At 74.6% G+C, this 15,382-nt stretch carries 12 protein-coding genes; 10 read left to right on the top strand and 2 right to left on the bottom strand.

Going from position 1 to position 15,382, the window contains the following annotated elements; genetic code table 11:
* The first annotated feature begins 226 nt into the window (after positions 1-226).
* The 4 genes from DER29_RS01350 to DER29_RS01365 all read left to right on the top strand — a co-directional run bounded on the left by DER29_RS01350 (position 227) and on the right by DER29_RS01365 (position 4,694).
* Positions 227-1,411 carry a zinc-dependent alcohol dehydrogenase gene (locus DER29_RS01350; protein ID WP_121395572.1) on the top strand — a complete coding sequence of 395 codons (1,185 nt, stop codon included), beginning with the start codon at positions 227-229 and terminating at the stop codon, positions 1,409-1,411.
* A complete protein-coding gene (locus DER29_RS01355) occupies positions 1,408-2,352 on the top strand; it encodes an SDR family NAD(P)-dependent oxidoreductase (protein ID WP_121395574.1) in 945 nt (314 codons plus the stop codon). The genes DER29_RS01350 and DER29_RS01355 overlap by 4 nt, the downstream gene beginning before the upstream one ends.
* Positions 2,353-2,438: 86 nt before the next feature.
* On the top strand, positions 2,439-3,440 hold the full coding sequence (locus DER29_RS01360) for a serine hydrolase (RefSeq protein WP_121395576.1): 1,002 nt from the start codon (positions 2,439-2,441) through the stop codon (positions 3,438-3,440).
* A gap of 108 nt (positions 3,441-3,548) precedes the next feature.
* Positions 3,549-4,694 carry an MBL fold metallo-hydrolase gene (locus tag DER29_RS01365; RefSeq protein WP_121395578.1) on the top strand — a complete coding sequence of 382 codons (1,146 nt, stop codon included), beginning with the start codon at positions 3,549-3,551 and terminating at the stop codon, positions 4,692-4,694.
* A 30-nt stretch (positions 4,695-4,724) separates the two neighbouring features.
* Here the strand turns inward: DER29_RS01365 and DER29_RS01370 are convergent, their stop codons facing one another.
* Entirely contained in the window at positions 4,725-6,236 is a 1,512-nt protein-coding gene (locus DER29_RS01370) for a deoxyguanosinetriphosphate triphosphohydrolase family protein (RefSeq protein WP_121398909.1), read from the bottom strand.
* A 135-nt stretch (positions 6,237-6,371) separates the two neighbouring features.
* Here DER29_RS01370 and DER29_RS01375 point away from each other — a divergent pair, with 135 nt between their 5' ends.
* Both DER29_RS01375 and DER29_RS01380 read left to right on the top strand, forming a co-directional pair.
* Positions 6,372-8,897 carry a Tex family protein gene (locus tag DER29_RS01375; RefSeq protein ID WP_121395580.1) on the top strand — a complete coding sequence of 842 codons (2,526 nt, stop codon included), beginning with the start codon at positions 6,372-6,374 and terminating at the stop codon, positions 8,895-8,897.
* A gap of 386 nt (positions 8,898-9,283) precedes the next feature.
* The gene (locus tag DER29_RS01380) at positions 9,284-9,718 is read left to right on the top strand and encodes a hypothetical protein (RefSeq protein WP_121395582.1); all 435 of its coding nucleotides are present in this window, start codon (positions 9,284-9,286) and stop codon (positions 9,716-9,718) included.
* Between the two features lie 80 nt (positions 9,719-9,798).
* On the opposite strand, the gene DER29_RS01385 is transcribed toward DER29_RS01380, so the two are convergent.
* The gene (locus DER29_RS01385; RefSeq protein ID WP_233599609.1) at positions 9,799-10,326 is read right to left on the bottom strand and encodes a DUF389 domain-containing protein; all 528 of its coding nucleotides are present in this window, start codon (positions 10,324-10,326) and stop codon (positions 9,799-9,801) included.
* Between the two features lie 513 nt (positions 10,327-10,839).
* Between DER29_RS01385 and DER29_RS01390 the strand changes: the two genes are divergently transcribed.
* The 4 genes from DER29_RS01390 to DER29_RS01405 all read left to right on the top strand — a co-directional run bounded on the left by DER29_RS01390 (position 10,840) and on the right by DER29_RS01405 (position 15,342).
* Positions 10,840-11,535: a sugar transferase gene (locus DER29_RS01390; protein WP_121395584.1), complete on the top strand. Its 696-nt coding sequence runs from the start codon at positions 10,840-10,842 to the stop codon at positions 11,533-11,535.
* A complete protein-coding gene (locus tag DER29_RS01395; RefSeq protein ID WP_121395586.1) occupies positions 11,532-12,680 on the top strand; it encodes a DegT/DnrJ/EryC1/StrS aminotransferase family protein in 1,149 nt (382 codons plus the stop codon). Before DER29_RS01390 ends, DER29_RS01395 begins: the two co-directional genes overlap by 4 nt.
* Positions 12,677-13,321, top strand: a complete 645-nt coding sequence (locus DER29_RS01400; protein WP_121395588.1) for an acetyltransferase — start codon at positions 12,677-12,679, stop codon at positions 13,319-13,321. The genes DER29_RS01395 and DER29_RS01400 overlap by 4 nt, the downstream gene beginning before the upstream one ends.
* Before the next feature lie 149 nt (positions 13,322-13,470).
* On the top strand, positions 13,471-15,342 hold the full coding sequence (locus DER29_RS01405; RefSeq protein ID WP_121395590.1) for a nucleoside-diphosphate sugar epimerase/dehydratase: 1,872 nt from the start codon (positions 13,471-13,473) through the stop codon (positions 15,340-15,342).
* Positions 15,343-15,382 lie beyond the last annotated feature (40 nt).

Genomic DNA, 15,382 nt, shown 5'->3' on the forward strand with positions numbered 1-15,382 from the left:
CACGGGCTGCCCCACCGCACGGGGTAGCTCGACAGCGTCCCCGCGATGCACCCGTCCCGCCCACCCAGGCAGAACCAGAACCACAGGCCCAGCAGGCCGGACGGATCAGGGAACGGCCGGGCCGGACGGAGGGGGACGGCCGGGACCGGTCGTCCGGCGGCGGCTGGTTCAAGTCGGCACGGGCGGGTAGCACTCCTGGGAGCCGGCACAGGAGGGACGACGGGACATGAAGGCGCTGACCTGGCAGGGCAAGCGGGACGTACGGGTGCAGGAGGTGCCCGATCCGCGGATCGAGGAGCCCACGGACGCCGTCGTCCGGATCACCTCGACCGCGATCTGCGGCTCCGACCTGCACCTGTACGAGGTGCTCGGGCCGTACCTGAAGCCCGGCGACGTCCTCGGCCACGAGCCGATGGGCATCGTCGAGGAGGTGGGCCCGGGGGTGACCCGGCTCAAGCCGGGCGACCGGGTGGTGGTGCCGTTCAACATCTCCTGCGGCTCCTGCTGGATGTGCGACCGGCAGCTGTACGCGCAGTGCGAGACCACCCAGGTCACCGCCGAGGGCAAGGGCGCCGCGCTGTTCGGTTACACCTCGCTCTACGGCTCGGTGCCCGGTGGGCAGGCGGAGTACCTGCGGGTGCCGCACGCCCAGTTCGGCCCGATCAAGGTGCCCGACACCGGGCCCGACGAGCGCTGGCTCTACCTGTCCGACATCCTGCCGACCGCCTGGCAGGCGGTGAAGTACGCCGACACCCCGCGCGGTGGCACCCTCGCCGTCTTCGGGCTCGGGCCGGTCGGCCAGTTCTGCGCCCGCATCGGCCGGCACCTCGGCGCGGACCGGGTCATCGGGCTGGACCTGGTGCCGGAGCGGTTGGCGATGGCCCGCCGGCACGGCATCGAGGTGCTCGACGTCAGCCAGCTGGACGACGTGCCCGGCGCGCTGATCGACCTCGTCGACGGGCGCGGCCCCGACGCCGTCATCGACGCGGTCGGCATGGAGGCCCACGGCGCGCCCCTCGGCAAGCTCGCCCAGACCGCCGCCGGGCTGCTGCCCGACAAGCTCGCCCAGACCATGACCGACAAGGCGGGCGTCGACCGGCTGGTCGTGCTCAAGGCCGCGCTCAAGGCCGTCCGCCGGGGCGGCACGGTCTCCGTCTCCGGCGTCTACGGCGGCGAGGTCGACCCGATGCCCCTGATGGAGATGTTCGACCGGGGCATCCAGCTGCGGATGGGGCAGTGCCACGTGCGCCGGTGGACCGACGAGATCATCCCGCTGCTCTCCGGCGACGACGACCCGCTGGGCGTGGCGGACCTGCGTACCCACCGGGTGCCGCTGTCGGAGGCGCCGCAGGCGTACGAGATGTTCCAGAAGAAGGAGGACGGCTGCGTCAAGGTCGTGCTGGCACCGTGACCCGGACGGTGGTCGTGACCGGCGCGACCAGCGGGATCGGCCGGGCGGCGGCCCGGGCCTTCGCCGAACGCGGGGACCGGCTCGTGCTCGCCGCCCGCTCCCCCGTCACCCTCGCCACGGTCCGCGACGAGTGCCGGGCCGCGGGCGCGCAGGTGCTCGAAGTGCCCACCGACGTCACCGCCGACGGCGCCCTGGCGGCGCTCGCCGACGCGACCCTCGACCGGTTCGGCGGCATCGACGTCTGGGTGCACACGGCGGCGGTGATGGCGTACGGCCGGTTCGAGGAGACCCCGGAGCGGGTCTTCGAGCAGGTGGTGCGCACCGACCTGCTCGCCGCCGCCGCGGTGGCCCGGGTGGCGCTGCGCCGCTTCCGGGCGGACGGCGGAGGCACGCTGATCCTCACCGGATCGGTGCTGGGCCACATCACCGCGCCGTACATGAGCGGCTACGTGGCGAGCAAGTGGGGGTTGCAGGGGCTGACCCGCACGTTGCAGCAGGAGGCCCGGGACACCCCGGGGGTGCACGTCTGCATCGTCAACCCGGGCAGTGTGGACACCGCGGTCTACCAGCGGGCCGCGAACTACCTCGGTCGGACCGGCCGGCCCCCGCCGCCGATCACCACCCCGGAGCGGGTGGCGCGGGCCATCGTGGACTGCGCCGACCGGCCCCGCCGGGAGGTGTCGGTGGGCCGGGTCAACGTGGTCATGCGGGTCGGCTTCACCCTGCTGCCGGGCGTCTACGACGCCCTCGTCGGGCCGTTGATGCGGCTGCTCGGGCTGACCGACCGGCCGGTCGCGCCGCACGACGGCACGGTGTTCGCGCCGGACCCGGCCGCCGCCTCGGTACGCGGCGGCTGGCTGCCCGACCTCGGGCGGGTGGCCCGGGCCGTCGGGGAACTGCCCGGCCCGGTCGTGGCGGCCGTCCGGCGTTGGCTGCCGTGAACCTCGCGCGGGATCACCGGCGTCGATCGTTTCGCCTAGGGTGGTGGGCCGGCCCACCACGACGGGAGAGACGATTGACTATCCGGGTGAACCGCAGGACCGCGCTGGGACTGGGCACGGTGGCCACGGCGGGAACGATGCTCGGCGCCGCAACGCCGGCGTCCGCCGCCCCCGGGGTCGCCGAGCCGGCTCCGGCGACGCCCCGGCAGGCCGCCCGCCGGGTGGCCGCGATCTACGAGCGGGAGACGGTGGCAGCGGGGGGCAACTGGCAGGCGTACGTCAGCGTCGCCGACCCGGCCGGCGCCCCGGTGGTGGCGGTCTCCGACGAGCCGGACCGGCGCATCGAGGCGTACAGCGTCAACAAGATCGCGGTGGCCGTGGCGGTGCTCGACAAGGTCGACCGGGGGCTGCTGACGCTCGACCAGCGGGTCGAGGTGACCGAGGCGATCGTGGTGCCCGGCGGCGACGGCATGTTCAGCCTCGACGGGGCGTACCCGAGCTTCGTGACGCTCGGCCACGTGCTGGCCAACCTGCTGACCGTCTCCGACGACACGGCGGTGCGCCTGTGCGGCCTGGTCTGCCCGGCAGCCGAGCTCAACGAGATCCTGCGCGGCAAGGGCTTCCCGAACACGCAGGTGCAGCCGGTCGCCAACCCCAACCGGTTCTTCCTCGGCACCAGCACCCCCCGGGAGACCCACGACCTGTTGCGCGCGCTGGTGGCCGGCACGCTGCTCTCGCCGGCCGGCACGGCGTTCGTGCTCCGGCTGCTGCGCGCCCCCGTCGCGTACACCGACGGGATCCGGCGGGTCATGTCCTCGACCGACCGGGCCCGGGTCGCCACGAAGGCCGGCTGGTTCGCCGACGCCCGGCACGAGGCCGGGGTGATCTTCGACACGGCCGGCGCGCCCGTGCTGACGTACGCCCTCTTCGCGGACGGGCAGGCCGAGCCGGACGACTACGGCGCGACGCACCCCGCCGTCGAGGCCCGTGCCCGGATGGGCCGGCGCTTCCTGGCCTCGGTGGACCGCCTCACCGGCAGCGGCGTCACCCACCGGCCGACCGCCCAGCGGCCCAGCAACGGCGGCTGAGCCGCCCCGCGACGTGCGGGCCCGCCGTCCCGGCGGGCCCGCAGACCTTCCGCCGGTCCCCTGGTGGCCGGGCTACCGTGTACGACGGGACACGGCGGAGGGACGACGATGGGCGCACCACCGGAACGCGCGGGACTCGACCGGGCACTCGGGCGGCGGCTGCGCGGCGCGGCCGGGCTGGCCGCGCTGGCCGGGCTCGCGTGGGTGGCCCGGGACGTGCCGGCGGCGCTCGGCGGCCGGCTCACCGGCGCCCGCGCGGAGCGGGCCGCCCGCTCACCCCGGTTCCGCGACGGCACCTTCCACAATCCGGGCGGCACCCGCTCGATGGCCGGCGCCCCCGACCGCAACCTGGTCCGTGAGCTGATCTTCGGCAAGCAGAAGCGCCGGCCGGGCGCCGCCGTGCCGCTGGCGCGCCCGGGCGCCGCCCCGGCCACCGACGTCGGGCGTGAGCTGAGCGTCGTCTGGTACGGCCACGCCTCCGCCCTGATCGAGATCGAGGGCCGCCGGGTGCTGCTCGACCCGGTCTGGAGCGACCGGTGCTCGCCGTCGCCCCTGGTCGGCCCGCGCCGCCTGCACGAGCCGCCGGTACGCCTGGACGAACTGCCCCCGGTGGACGCGATCCTGATCTCGCACGACCACTACGACCACCTCGACATGACGACCGTGCGGGCGCTGCTGGGCAGCCAGTCGGCGCCGTTCCTGGTGCCGCTCGGGGTGGGCGCGCACCTGGACCGCTGGGGCGTACCGGCGGAGCGGATCGTCGAGCTGGACTGGGCGGAGAGCCACCGGGTGGCGGGGCTGGAGATCACCGCCACCGCCGCGCAGCACTTCTCCGGCCGAGGGCTGCGCCGCGACGGCACGCTCTGGAGTTCCTGGGTGGTCGCCGGCGCGCACCGGAAGGTCTTCTACACCGGCGACTCCGGCTACTTCGACGGCTACGCGGAGATCGGCGAGCGGCACGGGCCGTTCGACGTCACGCTGATGCAGATCGGGGCGTACGACCGGGCCTGGCCGAGCATCCACATGTTCCCCGAGGAGGCCGTCGCCGCCCACCTCGACCTGCGCGGCGGGCTGCTCGTACCGGTGCACTGGGCGACGTTCAACCTGGCCCTGCACGACTGGTCCGAGCCGGTGGACCGGATCTGGGCCGAGGCGAAGGCGCGGGACGTGCGGCTGGCCGTCCCCCGTCCCGGGGAGCGGGTCGTGGTGGACGACCCGCCGGCCGTCGACGGCTGGTGGCAGGCCGTCGCCTGAACGTCGCGGGGCGTGCCGCGGCGCCGCCCCTCAGAGGACGAAGGCGTCGGTCCAGAGCGCCCCGGAGCGGCCCGACAGGGCGTCCAGCATGGCGACCGCCTGGCCGTCGGTGAGCTGGGCGACGAAGTCGACGATCGCCCGCCCGCGGGCCTTGCCGATCCGGTCCGGCGTACGCGGGTGCAGCTCCGCCTCGGCCAGCTCCACCAGGTCGTGCAGGCGGCGCGGCAGCCGGGACTCCTCCTCGGGGTCGAGCAGCCACTCCAGCAGCGCCTCCACCAGGGTGCCCAGCAGCCGGGCCTGCCCGCGCTGGTGCAGGGCCAGGTCCGGCCGGGCCAGCACGAACCGGTGGTGGACGAACTTGAGCACCTGCACCTCGTGCCACTGCGCCGGGGCGAGCAGCACGTGGCCGGAGCGCACCGCCGGCTGCTCGACCACGGTGATCGCGTCGACGAAGCGGGTCGTCCACCGGGCGGAGAACCGGGCCACGTACTGCTCCGCCTCGATGGAGCCGTCGAAGGGCATGGCGAGCAGGCCCTCCACCAGTTCCTCGCGGACGTGCTCGACGGCGGCGGCGAAGGCCTCGTCGTCGGCGATCCAGGCATCCTTCCGGTGCAGTTGCCGGCGCAGCCGCTCGATCGCCGAGCCGGGCCGGCGGGCGGCGGCGGCCAGGGCCGCGTCGGTGATGGCCCGGAAGTGCCCGCTCTCGCGCTGCCAGGCCATCAGCTCGGCGGCCACCGCGCCCTGCTGGAGCACCCCGACCCGGTAGAAGTCCTCCACGTCGTGGATCGCGTACGCGACGTCGTCGGCCGTGTCCATGATCGACGCCTCGGGGGTCTGCTGCCAGTCCGGGATGCGGCCCACGAACGGCTCCCGCGCCTGCCGCAGGTCGCCGACCTCCGTCCGGTACGCCCCGAACTTCGACGAGCCGCTGCCGGGATCGTCCGGCGGCGGGGTGGCGCCGCGCGGCGGCGGGTCCATCAGCCGGGGATGCGGGTCGGGATGGTCCAGCCGCGTCCACGGATACTTCAGCAGCGCCGCCCGCACCGCCGCCGTGAGATCCAGGCCGGTGGTCGCCGCGCCGCGGATCTCGGTGCTGGTGACGATGCGGTACGACTGGGCGTTGCCCTCGAAGCCGTCGGTCAACCCGAGCCGCTGCCGGGCCAGCCGGTCCAGCACCCGCTCCCCCAGGTGCCCGAACGGCGGGTGGCCGAGGTCGTGCGCGAGCGCGGCGGCCTCCACCACGTCCGGGTCGCAGCCGCCCAGCTTCTCCAGCAGGTCGCGGTGCCGGCCGTCGGCGGTCAGCCGCTCGGCGATCGCGCGCGCCACCTGCGCCACCTTGAGGCTGTGGGTCAGCCGGTTGTGCACGAGCAGGCCGGAGCCGCCGGGGCTGACCACCTGGGTCACGCCGTTGAGCCGGGCGAAGAACGGCGAGGCCACGATGCGGTCGCGGTCGGCCCGGAACGGGCTGACGGCGAGGTCGCCGAGCGCCCGGGCGCTGCCGCCGAAGAGCCGCCGGGCGCGCGGGTCCACGGGAGGTTCCATGATCGCCACGCTAGCGCAGCGCGGGCCGCAGCGCCGACGGGTCGCCGCCGGCTCGCCGGGCCGGGGGCGGCGACGGCCGTCGGTCCGGGCCGGCACAATGCACAGCGGAACCCACACCGAAGGCGGATCGAGATCGTGACCCTCTCTGTTCATCAGCGGATCGCCGAGGAACTCGGCGTCGCCGAGCGTCAGGTACGGGCGGCCGTGGAGCTGCTCGACGGCGGCGCGACCGTGCCGTTCATCGCCCGCTACCGCAAGGAGGCCACCGGCCTGCTCGACGACACCCAGCTGCGCACCCTGGAGGAGCGGCTGCGCTACCTGCGCGAGCTGGACGAGCGGCGCGCGGCGGTGCTGGAGTCGATCCGTGGTCAGGGCAAGCTCGACGAGGCCCTGGAAGCACAGATCATGGCGGCCGACTCGAAGTCCCGCCTGGAGGACATCTACCTGCCGTACAAGCCCAAGCGCCGGACCCGGGCGCAGATCGCCCGCGAGGCCGGGCTGGAGCCGCTCGCCGAGTCGCTGCTGGCCGACCCGGGCCAGGACCCGCGTCAGACCGCCGCCGGCTACGTGGACGCGGAGAAGGGCGTGGCCGATGCCGCCGCGGCCCTGGAGGGCGCCCGCGCGATCCTCATCGAGCGCTTCGCCGAGGACGCCGACCTGATCGGCACGCTGCGCGAGCAGATGTGGTCGCGGGGCCGGCTGGTCTCCCGGGTCCGCGACGGGCAGGAGTCGGCCGGCGCGAAGTTCGCCGACTACTTCGACTTCGCCGAGCCGTACCCGAAGCTGCCCTCGCACCGGATCCTGGCCATGTTCCGGGGCGAGAAGGAGGGCGTGCTCGACCTGACCATGGAGCCGGAGGAGGCCGGCGAGGCCGACGCGGTGCCGACCGGGCCGAGCCGCTACGAGGCGGCGATCGCCGGGCGGTTCGGCATCACCGACAAGGGCCGGCCGGCGGACCGGTGGCTGGCCGACACGGTGCGCTGGGCCTGGCGCACCCGGATCCTCATCCACCTCGGGGCGGACCTGCGGATGCGCCTGTGGCAGGCGGCCGAGGAGGAGGCGGTACGGGTCTTCGCCACCAACCTGCGGGACCTGCTGCTCGCCGCCCCGGCGGGCAGCCGGCCCACGATGGGGCTGGACCCGGGCCTGCGTACCGGCGTGAAGGTCGCCGTGGTGGACGCCACCGGCAAGGTGGTCGCCACCGACACGATCTACCCGCACGAGCCGCGCCGGCAGTGGGACGCCTCGATCGAGACCCTCGCCCGACTGGCCGGGGCGCACGGCGTCGAGCTGGTCGCCATCGGCAACGGCACCGCCAGCCGGGAGACCGACAAGCTCGCCGGCGAGCTGATCAAGCGGTACCCGCAGCTCAACCTGACCAAGGTGGTGGTCTCCGAGGCCGGCGCGTCGGTCTACTCCGCCTCCGCGTACGCCTCCCAGGAGCTGCCCGGCCTGGACGTCTCGCTGCGCGGCGCGGTCTCCATCGCCCGCCGGCTCCAGGACCCGCTCGCCGAGCTGGTCAAGATCGACCCGCGCTCGATCGGGGTCGGCCAGTACCAGCACGACCTGTCGGAGGTGAAGCTCTCCCGGTCGCTGGACGCGGTGGTCGAGGACTGTGTCAACGCCGTCGGCGTCGACGTCAACACCGCCTCCGCGCCGCTGCTGACCCGGGTCTCGGGCATCGGCGCCGGGCTGGCGGAGAACATCGTGCTGCACCGCGACGCGAACGGCCCGTTCCGCACCCGCTCGGAGCTGAAGAAGGTCGCCCGGCTCGGGCCGAAGGCCTTCGAGCAGTGCGCGGGCTTCCTGCGCATCCCCGGCGGCGACGACCCGCTGGACTCCTCCAGCGTGCACCCGGAGGCGTACCCGGTGGTGCGTCGGATCCTGTCCACCACCGGGCAGGACCTGCGGTCGCTGATCGGCAGGAGCACGATCCTGCGAGGGCTGCGGGCCACCGACTTCGTCGACGACACCTTCGGCCTGCCCACCGTCACCGACATCCTCGCCGAGCTGGAGAAGCCGGGCCGTGACCCGCGGCCGGAGTTCCGCACCGCCACCTTCGTCGAGGGGGTCGAGAAGATCGGCGACCTGGTGCCCGGCATGGTGCTGGAGGGCGTGGTGACCAACGTGGCCGCGTTCGGCGCGTTCGTGGACGTCGGCGTGCACCAGGACGGGCTGGTGCACGTCTCGGCGATGTCCCGGACGTTCGTGAAGGACCCGCGCGAGGTGGTCAAGTCCGGCGACGTGGTCCGGGTCAAGGTGCTCGACGTCGACGTGCCCCGCAAGCGGATCTCGCTCACCCTCCGGCTGGAGGACGACGCGGAGGCGGGCGCCGGGCGCGGCGGCCCGGACGGCGGGCGCCGCGAACGTGGCGGGCAGGGCGGACCGCGTGGCGACCGGGGCGCCTCCCGGGGCGGTCAGGGCGGCCAGAGTGGCCAGAGTGGCGGACGCGGTGACCGGGGCGGTCAGGGCGGCGGACGCGGCGGTCAGGGCGGCGGACGCGGCGGTCAGGGCGGCGGACGCGGCGGTCAGGACGGGCAGGCTGGTCAGTCCGGGCAGGCCGGGCGGGGCGGGGCGCAACGGCAGGGCCGTGGCGGAGCGGGGCCCGCGCCGGCGAACGACGCCATGGCGGACGCGCTGCGCCGGGCCGGACTCGCCTGACGTCATACCGCTCACGGAGTACCGCTCGCGGAGCGGCGCGGGACGCACGGCGAGCCTGGCCACCGGGGTGCCGGGCCGCCTGGACCCGAGCGGCACGGTACGCACGCACGACGCTGTCGAGCTGATGTCGTAGACGATTCGGATGACGATTCAGGCAACTCGCCTGATGTCGCAAACGACTCAGCTCGACAGCGTCGTGCGACCTCCCGCCCGCCAGCCGGCTCACCGGCCACCAGCGCCCGGTGGTGCGCGCTTGTCGACCGACCTGACCGGCGACGGAGCGCGCCGGAGCGTCCCGAGGCGCGCCCGCCGACAGACCGGACCAGCCTGGGTGGGCTCGCGCTGGTGCTTTCCGGTGGCGGGCGGCGGGGCGTACCGTCGCGGTCGTGGATGTGGGCGACGGCCTGGAGTGGCGGGAGCGGCAGCGGCGGGCGGTGCGGGCGCACGCGGCGGCCGACGAGCGCCGGCGGGCGGCCGAGCACGCCGAGGCGGCGGAGCTGGTCGCCTGGTTCGTCGCCGAGGCGACCCGGCGCGGGCTGCCCACGGAGCGGCTCACGGCCCGAGGGCTCGACGGGCGCGGAAGCTACCGGACGAGGCTGCGCGGCTGGTACGTCGACCGGGCCCGCACCCGGGCCGTCGACGTCGACGGCCGCTTCCACCTGCTGACCGTGGCGGGCGGCCCGCGCGCCCTGCTGCTCGGGGCCGAGCCGCAGCCCAGCCCGCCGCCGCTCGTGGTCGGCGCGGGCGGTCGCGACGGCGAGTCGATCCCCCTGCGCACGCTACTGCTCCGCCGGCTGGGGGCCGACGACACGGCGCCCTGAGCGGGGCGCGGCGTTCGGAGCAGCGCGCGGGACAGGCGCTCCGGGCTGGGCGCGCAGGGGGCCAGGCAGGCCCGGGCGGGTCAGCGGGTGACACCGCCCGGCCGGCGGAGCCGGCGCCGCCGGCCCAGGTGCCTCCACCACGCCTGCTGCACCAGCAGCGTGGCCGGGCCGGCGAGCAGGATCGCGCAGAGGTTGATCACCAGTTGGAGCGCCGAGCCGGAAGCCTCGTGCCAGACGCCGTAGGCGACGGCGACGGCCGCGTTCGCGGCGGCCGGCACGGTGGTCACCGAGATCAGCACGCCGACCAGGCTGCCGGACTTCTTCGAGGTCAGGGAGAGCATGCCGGCGACTCCTGCCAGCAGGCCGACCACCCAGGACAGCGCGTCGGGCCGCCAGATGAAGTCGGTCAGCGGGCGTTCGGACTCCAGCATCCCGCGCTCGACCAGCCCCACCGCGTCCAGGCCCCAGGTGCTGAGGACGGTGACCACCATCGCGACGAGGAAGCCGACCACCAGGGCCTGCACCGACCGGCCGATGACCGGCGGGTTGCGGCGCAGCAGCGCGACGCAGAGCGCCGCCAGGGGGCCGAACTCGGGGCCGACCACCATCGCGCCGACGATGAGGATCGGCTGGTCGAGCAGGACGCCGAGGAGATGGACAGCTCGACGTCGTCGGCCGAGATGGCGCCGCGCTCCTCCACGCCGAGCTGCCGTAGCGCGTGCAGCACGCCGTCGGCGCTCTCCCGGACCACGTCGCAGAGGATGAGGTCGCCCGCCGGCTGACGGGCGGCGCCCGGGAGCACCGCCAGGTGGGTCACCCCGGGATCGGCGGCCAGCAGGTCAGCCACGGCGGAGGACTGGTCGCTCGGCGCGATGACCCTCAGATGCAGCACCGGCTCTCCCCCGCGTCATGGATCGTCGAGCACTCTACTGCCGACGCGGGTGGCCGGGGTGCCACGTCTTCGGTGCCGGGCCGCGTCCTGACGGGCCGTTGCGCGGTTGACCTGTCGGGATCGGCGTCGAGTGTGGCGATTTCGCACCGCCGGCACGTTCATCCCTGTTACAACGTGATTGTCGTATGGTGCCCGACTCTGCCTGGAGGTCGAAGCCTTGCCTGGTTCCGTGGACACGCCGGGAAGCCTCGCGGAGCGGCCCCGACCGGAGGCCCTCAAGCGGGCGATCGACGTGCTGGCGGCCGTGGTGCTGCTGGTACTGGCCGCGCCACTGATCCTCGTCGTGGCGGTGCTGGTGGCGGCGGGACTCGGCCGGCCGGTGCTGTTCCGGCAGCCGCGCGCGGGACGGCACGGCCGGGTGTTCGAGGTGGTCAAGTTCCGCACCATGCTCCCGCCGGATCCGCTGCGGGGACGGGTGCGCGACGGGGACCGGCTGACGCCGCTGGGGCGGTTCCTGCGCTCCACCAGCCTGGACGAGCTGCCGACGCTGTGGAACGTGCTGCGCGGCGACATGAGCCTGGTCGGCCCCCGTCCCCTGCTCACCGAGTACCTGCCGCGCTACTCCCCCACCCAGGCCCGCCGGCACGAGGTCCGGCCGGGCGTCACCGGGCTGGCCCAGGTACGCGGTCGCAACAGCCTGGGCTGGGAGGAGAAGCTGGACCTGGACGTCTGGTACGTCGACCACCGCAGCCTGCGGCTGGACCTGTCGATCCTCGCCGCGACCGTCCGCACCGTGCTGCGCCGCGAGGGGATCTCCGCGGCGGGCTCGGCCACCGCGCCCGAGTTCCTCGGCACGCCCCCGCTGGTCCCCGCCGCGCCGGGACCGGACGCCGCCCTGACCGTCCCCGCCGGAGGTCACCGATGAGCGGGACCATCCACCTGTCCCCGCCCGACGTCGGGCCGCTGGAGGAGTCGTACGTCGTCGCGGCCCTGCGGTCCGGCTGGGTCGCGCCCGTCGGGCCGGACCTCGACGCGTTCGAGCGCGAGGTCGCCACGCGGGTGGGCACCCGCGGGGCCGTCGCCGTGAGTTCCGGCACTGCCGCGCTGCACCTGGCCCTGCTCGGGGTGGGAGTCGGGCCCGGCGACGCCGTCATCGTGCCGACGCTGACGTTCGTGGCGACCGCGAACGCGGTCCGCTACGCCGGCGCGCGGCCGGTCTTCGTGGACTGCGACCCGCACTCCGGGAACGTCGACGTGGCCCTCGTGGACGAGCTGATCCGGGCGCTCGTCCTCCGGGGACAGCGCGTCGGCGCGGTCGTCCCCGTCGACCTCTTCGGCAGTTGCGCCGACCACACCGCGCTGGCCCCGGTCTGCGCGGCGGCGGGCGTACCGGTCGTCGAGGACGCCGCGGAGGCCCTCGGCGCGACCCACCACGGCCGGCCCGCCGGCTCCTTCGGGCAGGTGGGCATCCTCTCCTTCAACGGCAACAAGATCATGACCACCTCGGGCGGCGGGATGCTCGTCTCCGACGACACGGCCCTGCTGGCCCGGGCCCGGTTCCTGTCGACGCAGGCCCGCGAGCCGACGCCGCACTACGAGCACCGTGAGACGGGCTACAACTACCGGCTGAGCAACCTGCTCGCCGCGCTGGGCCGCGCCCAGCTCGTCCGGCTGGACGGGATGATCGCCCGGCGCCGACACCTGCGCGACCAGTACGCCAAGCTCTTCGCCCCGATCCCGGGTGTGCGGCTGCTGGGCGTGGAGGACCCCGGCTCCAACTGCTGGCTGACCACCATCGCGGTCGACCCGGAGCGGGCTGGCTGGCGGGCCGCCGACCTCGCCGCCCACCTGGCGGGGCGGGACATCGAGAGCCGCCCGGTCTGGAAGCCGATGCACCTGCAACCGGCGTACGCCGACGCCGAGTGCCTCGTCACCGGGGTGGCCGAGCGGCTGTTCGCCGACGGGCTGGCCCTGCCCAGCGGCAGCGCGCTGAACGAGCGGCAGGTCGGCCTGGTCCTCGCCGCCGTCGACGAGTTCCTGGTGGCCCGCACGGGAGCGTCGACGGCGTGACGATCCCGCTGGTGGTGGTCGGCTGCGGCGGGCACGGCCGGGAGGTCCTCACGATCGCCCGGGCGATGGACGCCGCCGACGGCCGGCCGCGCTGGCGCCTGCTCGGGTTCGTCGACGACCGGCCCTCCGAGGAGAACCTGAAGCGGGTGCAGCGGCTCGACGTGCCCTATCTCGGCGGCGTCGCCTGGCTGCGCGACGCGCCCACGGACACGCACCACGTCATCGGCATCGGCGACCCGCGCGTCCGACGGGCGGTCGCCGCCCGGGTCGACGCGTACGGCACGCCGGCGGCGAGCCTCGTGCACCCGGCGGCGACGATCGGGCCGGACACGGTGCACGGACCGGGCTTCGTCGCCTTCGCCGGGGCCCGGGTCACCACCAACGTCACGCTCGGCCGGCACGTGCACCTCAACCAGAACGCCACGGTCGGGCACGACTGCGCCCTCGCCGACTTCGTGTCGGTCAATCCGCTGGCCGCCGTCTCCGGCGACTGCCACCTGGCGGAGGGGGTGCTCGTCGGCACGACGGCGGCCGTGTTGCAGGGCCTGCGGGTGGGCCGGGACAGCACCGTCGGGGCGGGCGCCTGCGTCGTCCGCGACGTGCCGGACGGCGTCGTCGTCAAGGGCGTGCCCGCCCGTTGAACCGACGGGCCATCGGCCCGACGGACGAAAATTCGGTCATCAAACCCGAAAAGCTCCAAACATCACTCTCGGCCATGTATCAACTTAAAGAGCCCAAAGCTCCTTCCGCCCTGCGGCGGAAGCGGTCGGAGACGGACAGGGGAGCACAGATGCCGCCGGAAACAGAGACCACCCGACTCGGTGAGCAGGGGTCGCACCGGGCCAGGGCCCGCCGCCGCACCATCGGATTCCTCGCCACCGACAGCACCGCCTGGGTCGGCGGGTTCGTCGCGGCGGTCTGGTTCCGTTACGAACTCGACCTGGCATCCGGCCAGCTCGCACGCGCCGCCACCTGCGGCGTCCTCGCCGCGGTCGTGCACGTGGCCGTCGCGGCGGTCCGCCGGATCTACTCCGGACGCCACCCGCTGGGCAGCCTCCAGGAGGTGCAGGGCGTCGCGGGCACCGCGGCCACCACCGCCGCGATCATGCTGATCGGGCTGCTGCCGGCCGGCGTACGACCGGTGCCGGCGAGCACGCCGCTGGTCGGTGGCGCCCTGGCGCTGCTGTTCATGCTGACCGCCCGGTTCACCTACCGGCACCGTCGCGACCTCGCCATGCGCCCCGACGCCCGGTCCTCCAACCCGGTGCTGCTGTTCGGGCTCGGCGACGCCGGGCAGGGGCTGCTCCGGGCCATGCTCGGCGACCCGCGCGGACGCTACCGGCCCGTGGGCGCCCTCGACGACGACCCCGACAAGCGGGACCTGCGCATCGGCGGCGTACGCGTGCTCGGTGGGCGTCAGGACGTGGCGACGGCCGTCCGGCGCACCGGCGCGACGACCGTGATCTTCTCCGTCGCCAATGCCGACGCCGCGCTGATCCGGCAGATCCGCGAGGCCACCCTCCAGACCGGGGCGATGTTCAAGGTGCTGCCGCCGGTACGGGACCTCGTCGACCACCGGATCACCGTCACCGACGTCCGCGACGTGCAGATCGACGACCTGCTCGGCCGCCGGCAGGTGGTCGCCGACATGGCGCTGAGCGGCGACGGGCTCAGCGGCCGACGGATCCTGGTGACCGGCGCCGGCGGCTCCATCGGCTCGGAGCTGTGCCGCCAGCTGATGAAGACGGACCCGGGCGAGCTGATGATGCTCGACCGCGACGAGTCGGCCCTGCACAGCCTCCAGATGTCGCTGACCGGCCGGGCCATGCTGGACGGTCCCGAGCTGATCCTCGCCGACCTGCGCGACGACGAGGGCATCCGCCGGATCCTGCGGGAGCGCCGGCCGGACGTCATCTTCCACGCCGCCGCGCTCAAGCACCTCACGCTACTCGAGCGGCACCCCGGCGAGGCGGTGAAGACGAACGTCTGGGGCACCCTCTCCGTGCTCGACGCGTGCCGCGACGTGGCCCGCTTCGTCAACATCTCCACCGACAAGGCCGCCGACCCGATCAGCGTCCTCGGCTACTCGAAGCGGATCACCGAGCGGCTGACCGCACACGCCTCCTCCCGCTTCCCCGGCACCTTCCTCAGCGTCCGCTTCGGCAACGTGCTGAGCAGCCGCGGGTCGGTGGTGACCGCGTTCCAGCGGCAGATCGAGCTGGGCCACCCGCTCACCGTCACCCACCCGGAGGTGAGCCGGTACCTGATGACGGTGCAGGAGGCGGTGCACCTGGTGTTGCAGGCCGCCGAGATCGGCCGCGACGGGGAGGCGCTGGTGCTGGACATGGGCGAGCCGGTGCGCATCGCCGACCTGGCCCGGCAGCTGGCCGAGCAGGCGGACAGCAGCGTGCCGATCGTCTACACCGGACTGCGCCCCGGCGAGAAGCTGCACGAGGACCTGTTCGGCACCGGCGAGACCGACACCCGCCCGCTGCACCCGCTGGTGTCGCACGTGGCGGTGCCCGCCCTGGATCCGATGGAGGTCAGCGGCCTCGACCCGTACGACGATCCGGAGAAGGTGGTCGCGCAGCTCGCCCTGCTCTGCGACCACCCGGTCGGGCCGGTCCCCCGCGCCTCCGTGCAGGTGCCGTTGTCCCGCTGACCCGCCACACGGTGAGGGCCGGCGACCGGAGCTTCCGGTC

The sequence above is a fragment of the Micromonospora sp. M71_S20 genome (assembly GCF_003664255.1).
Classification (GTDB): domain Bacteria; phylum Actinomycetota; class Actinomycetes; order Mycobacteriales; family Micromonosporaceae; genus Micromonospora.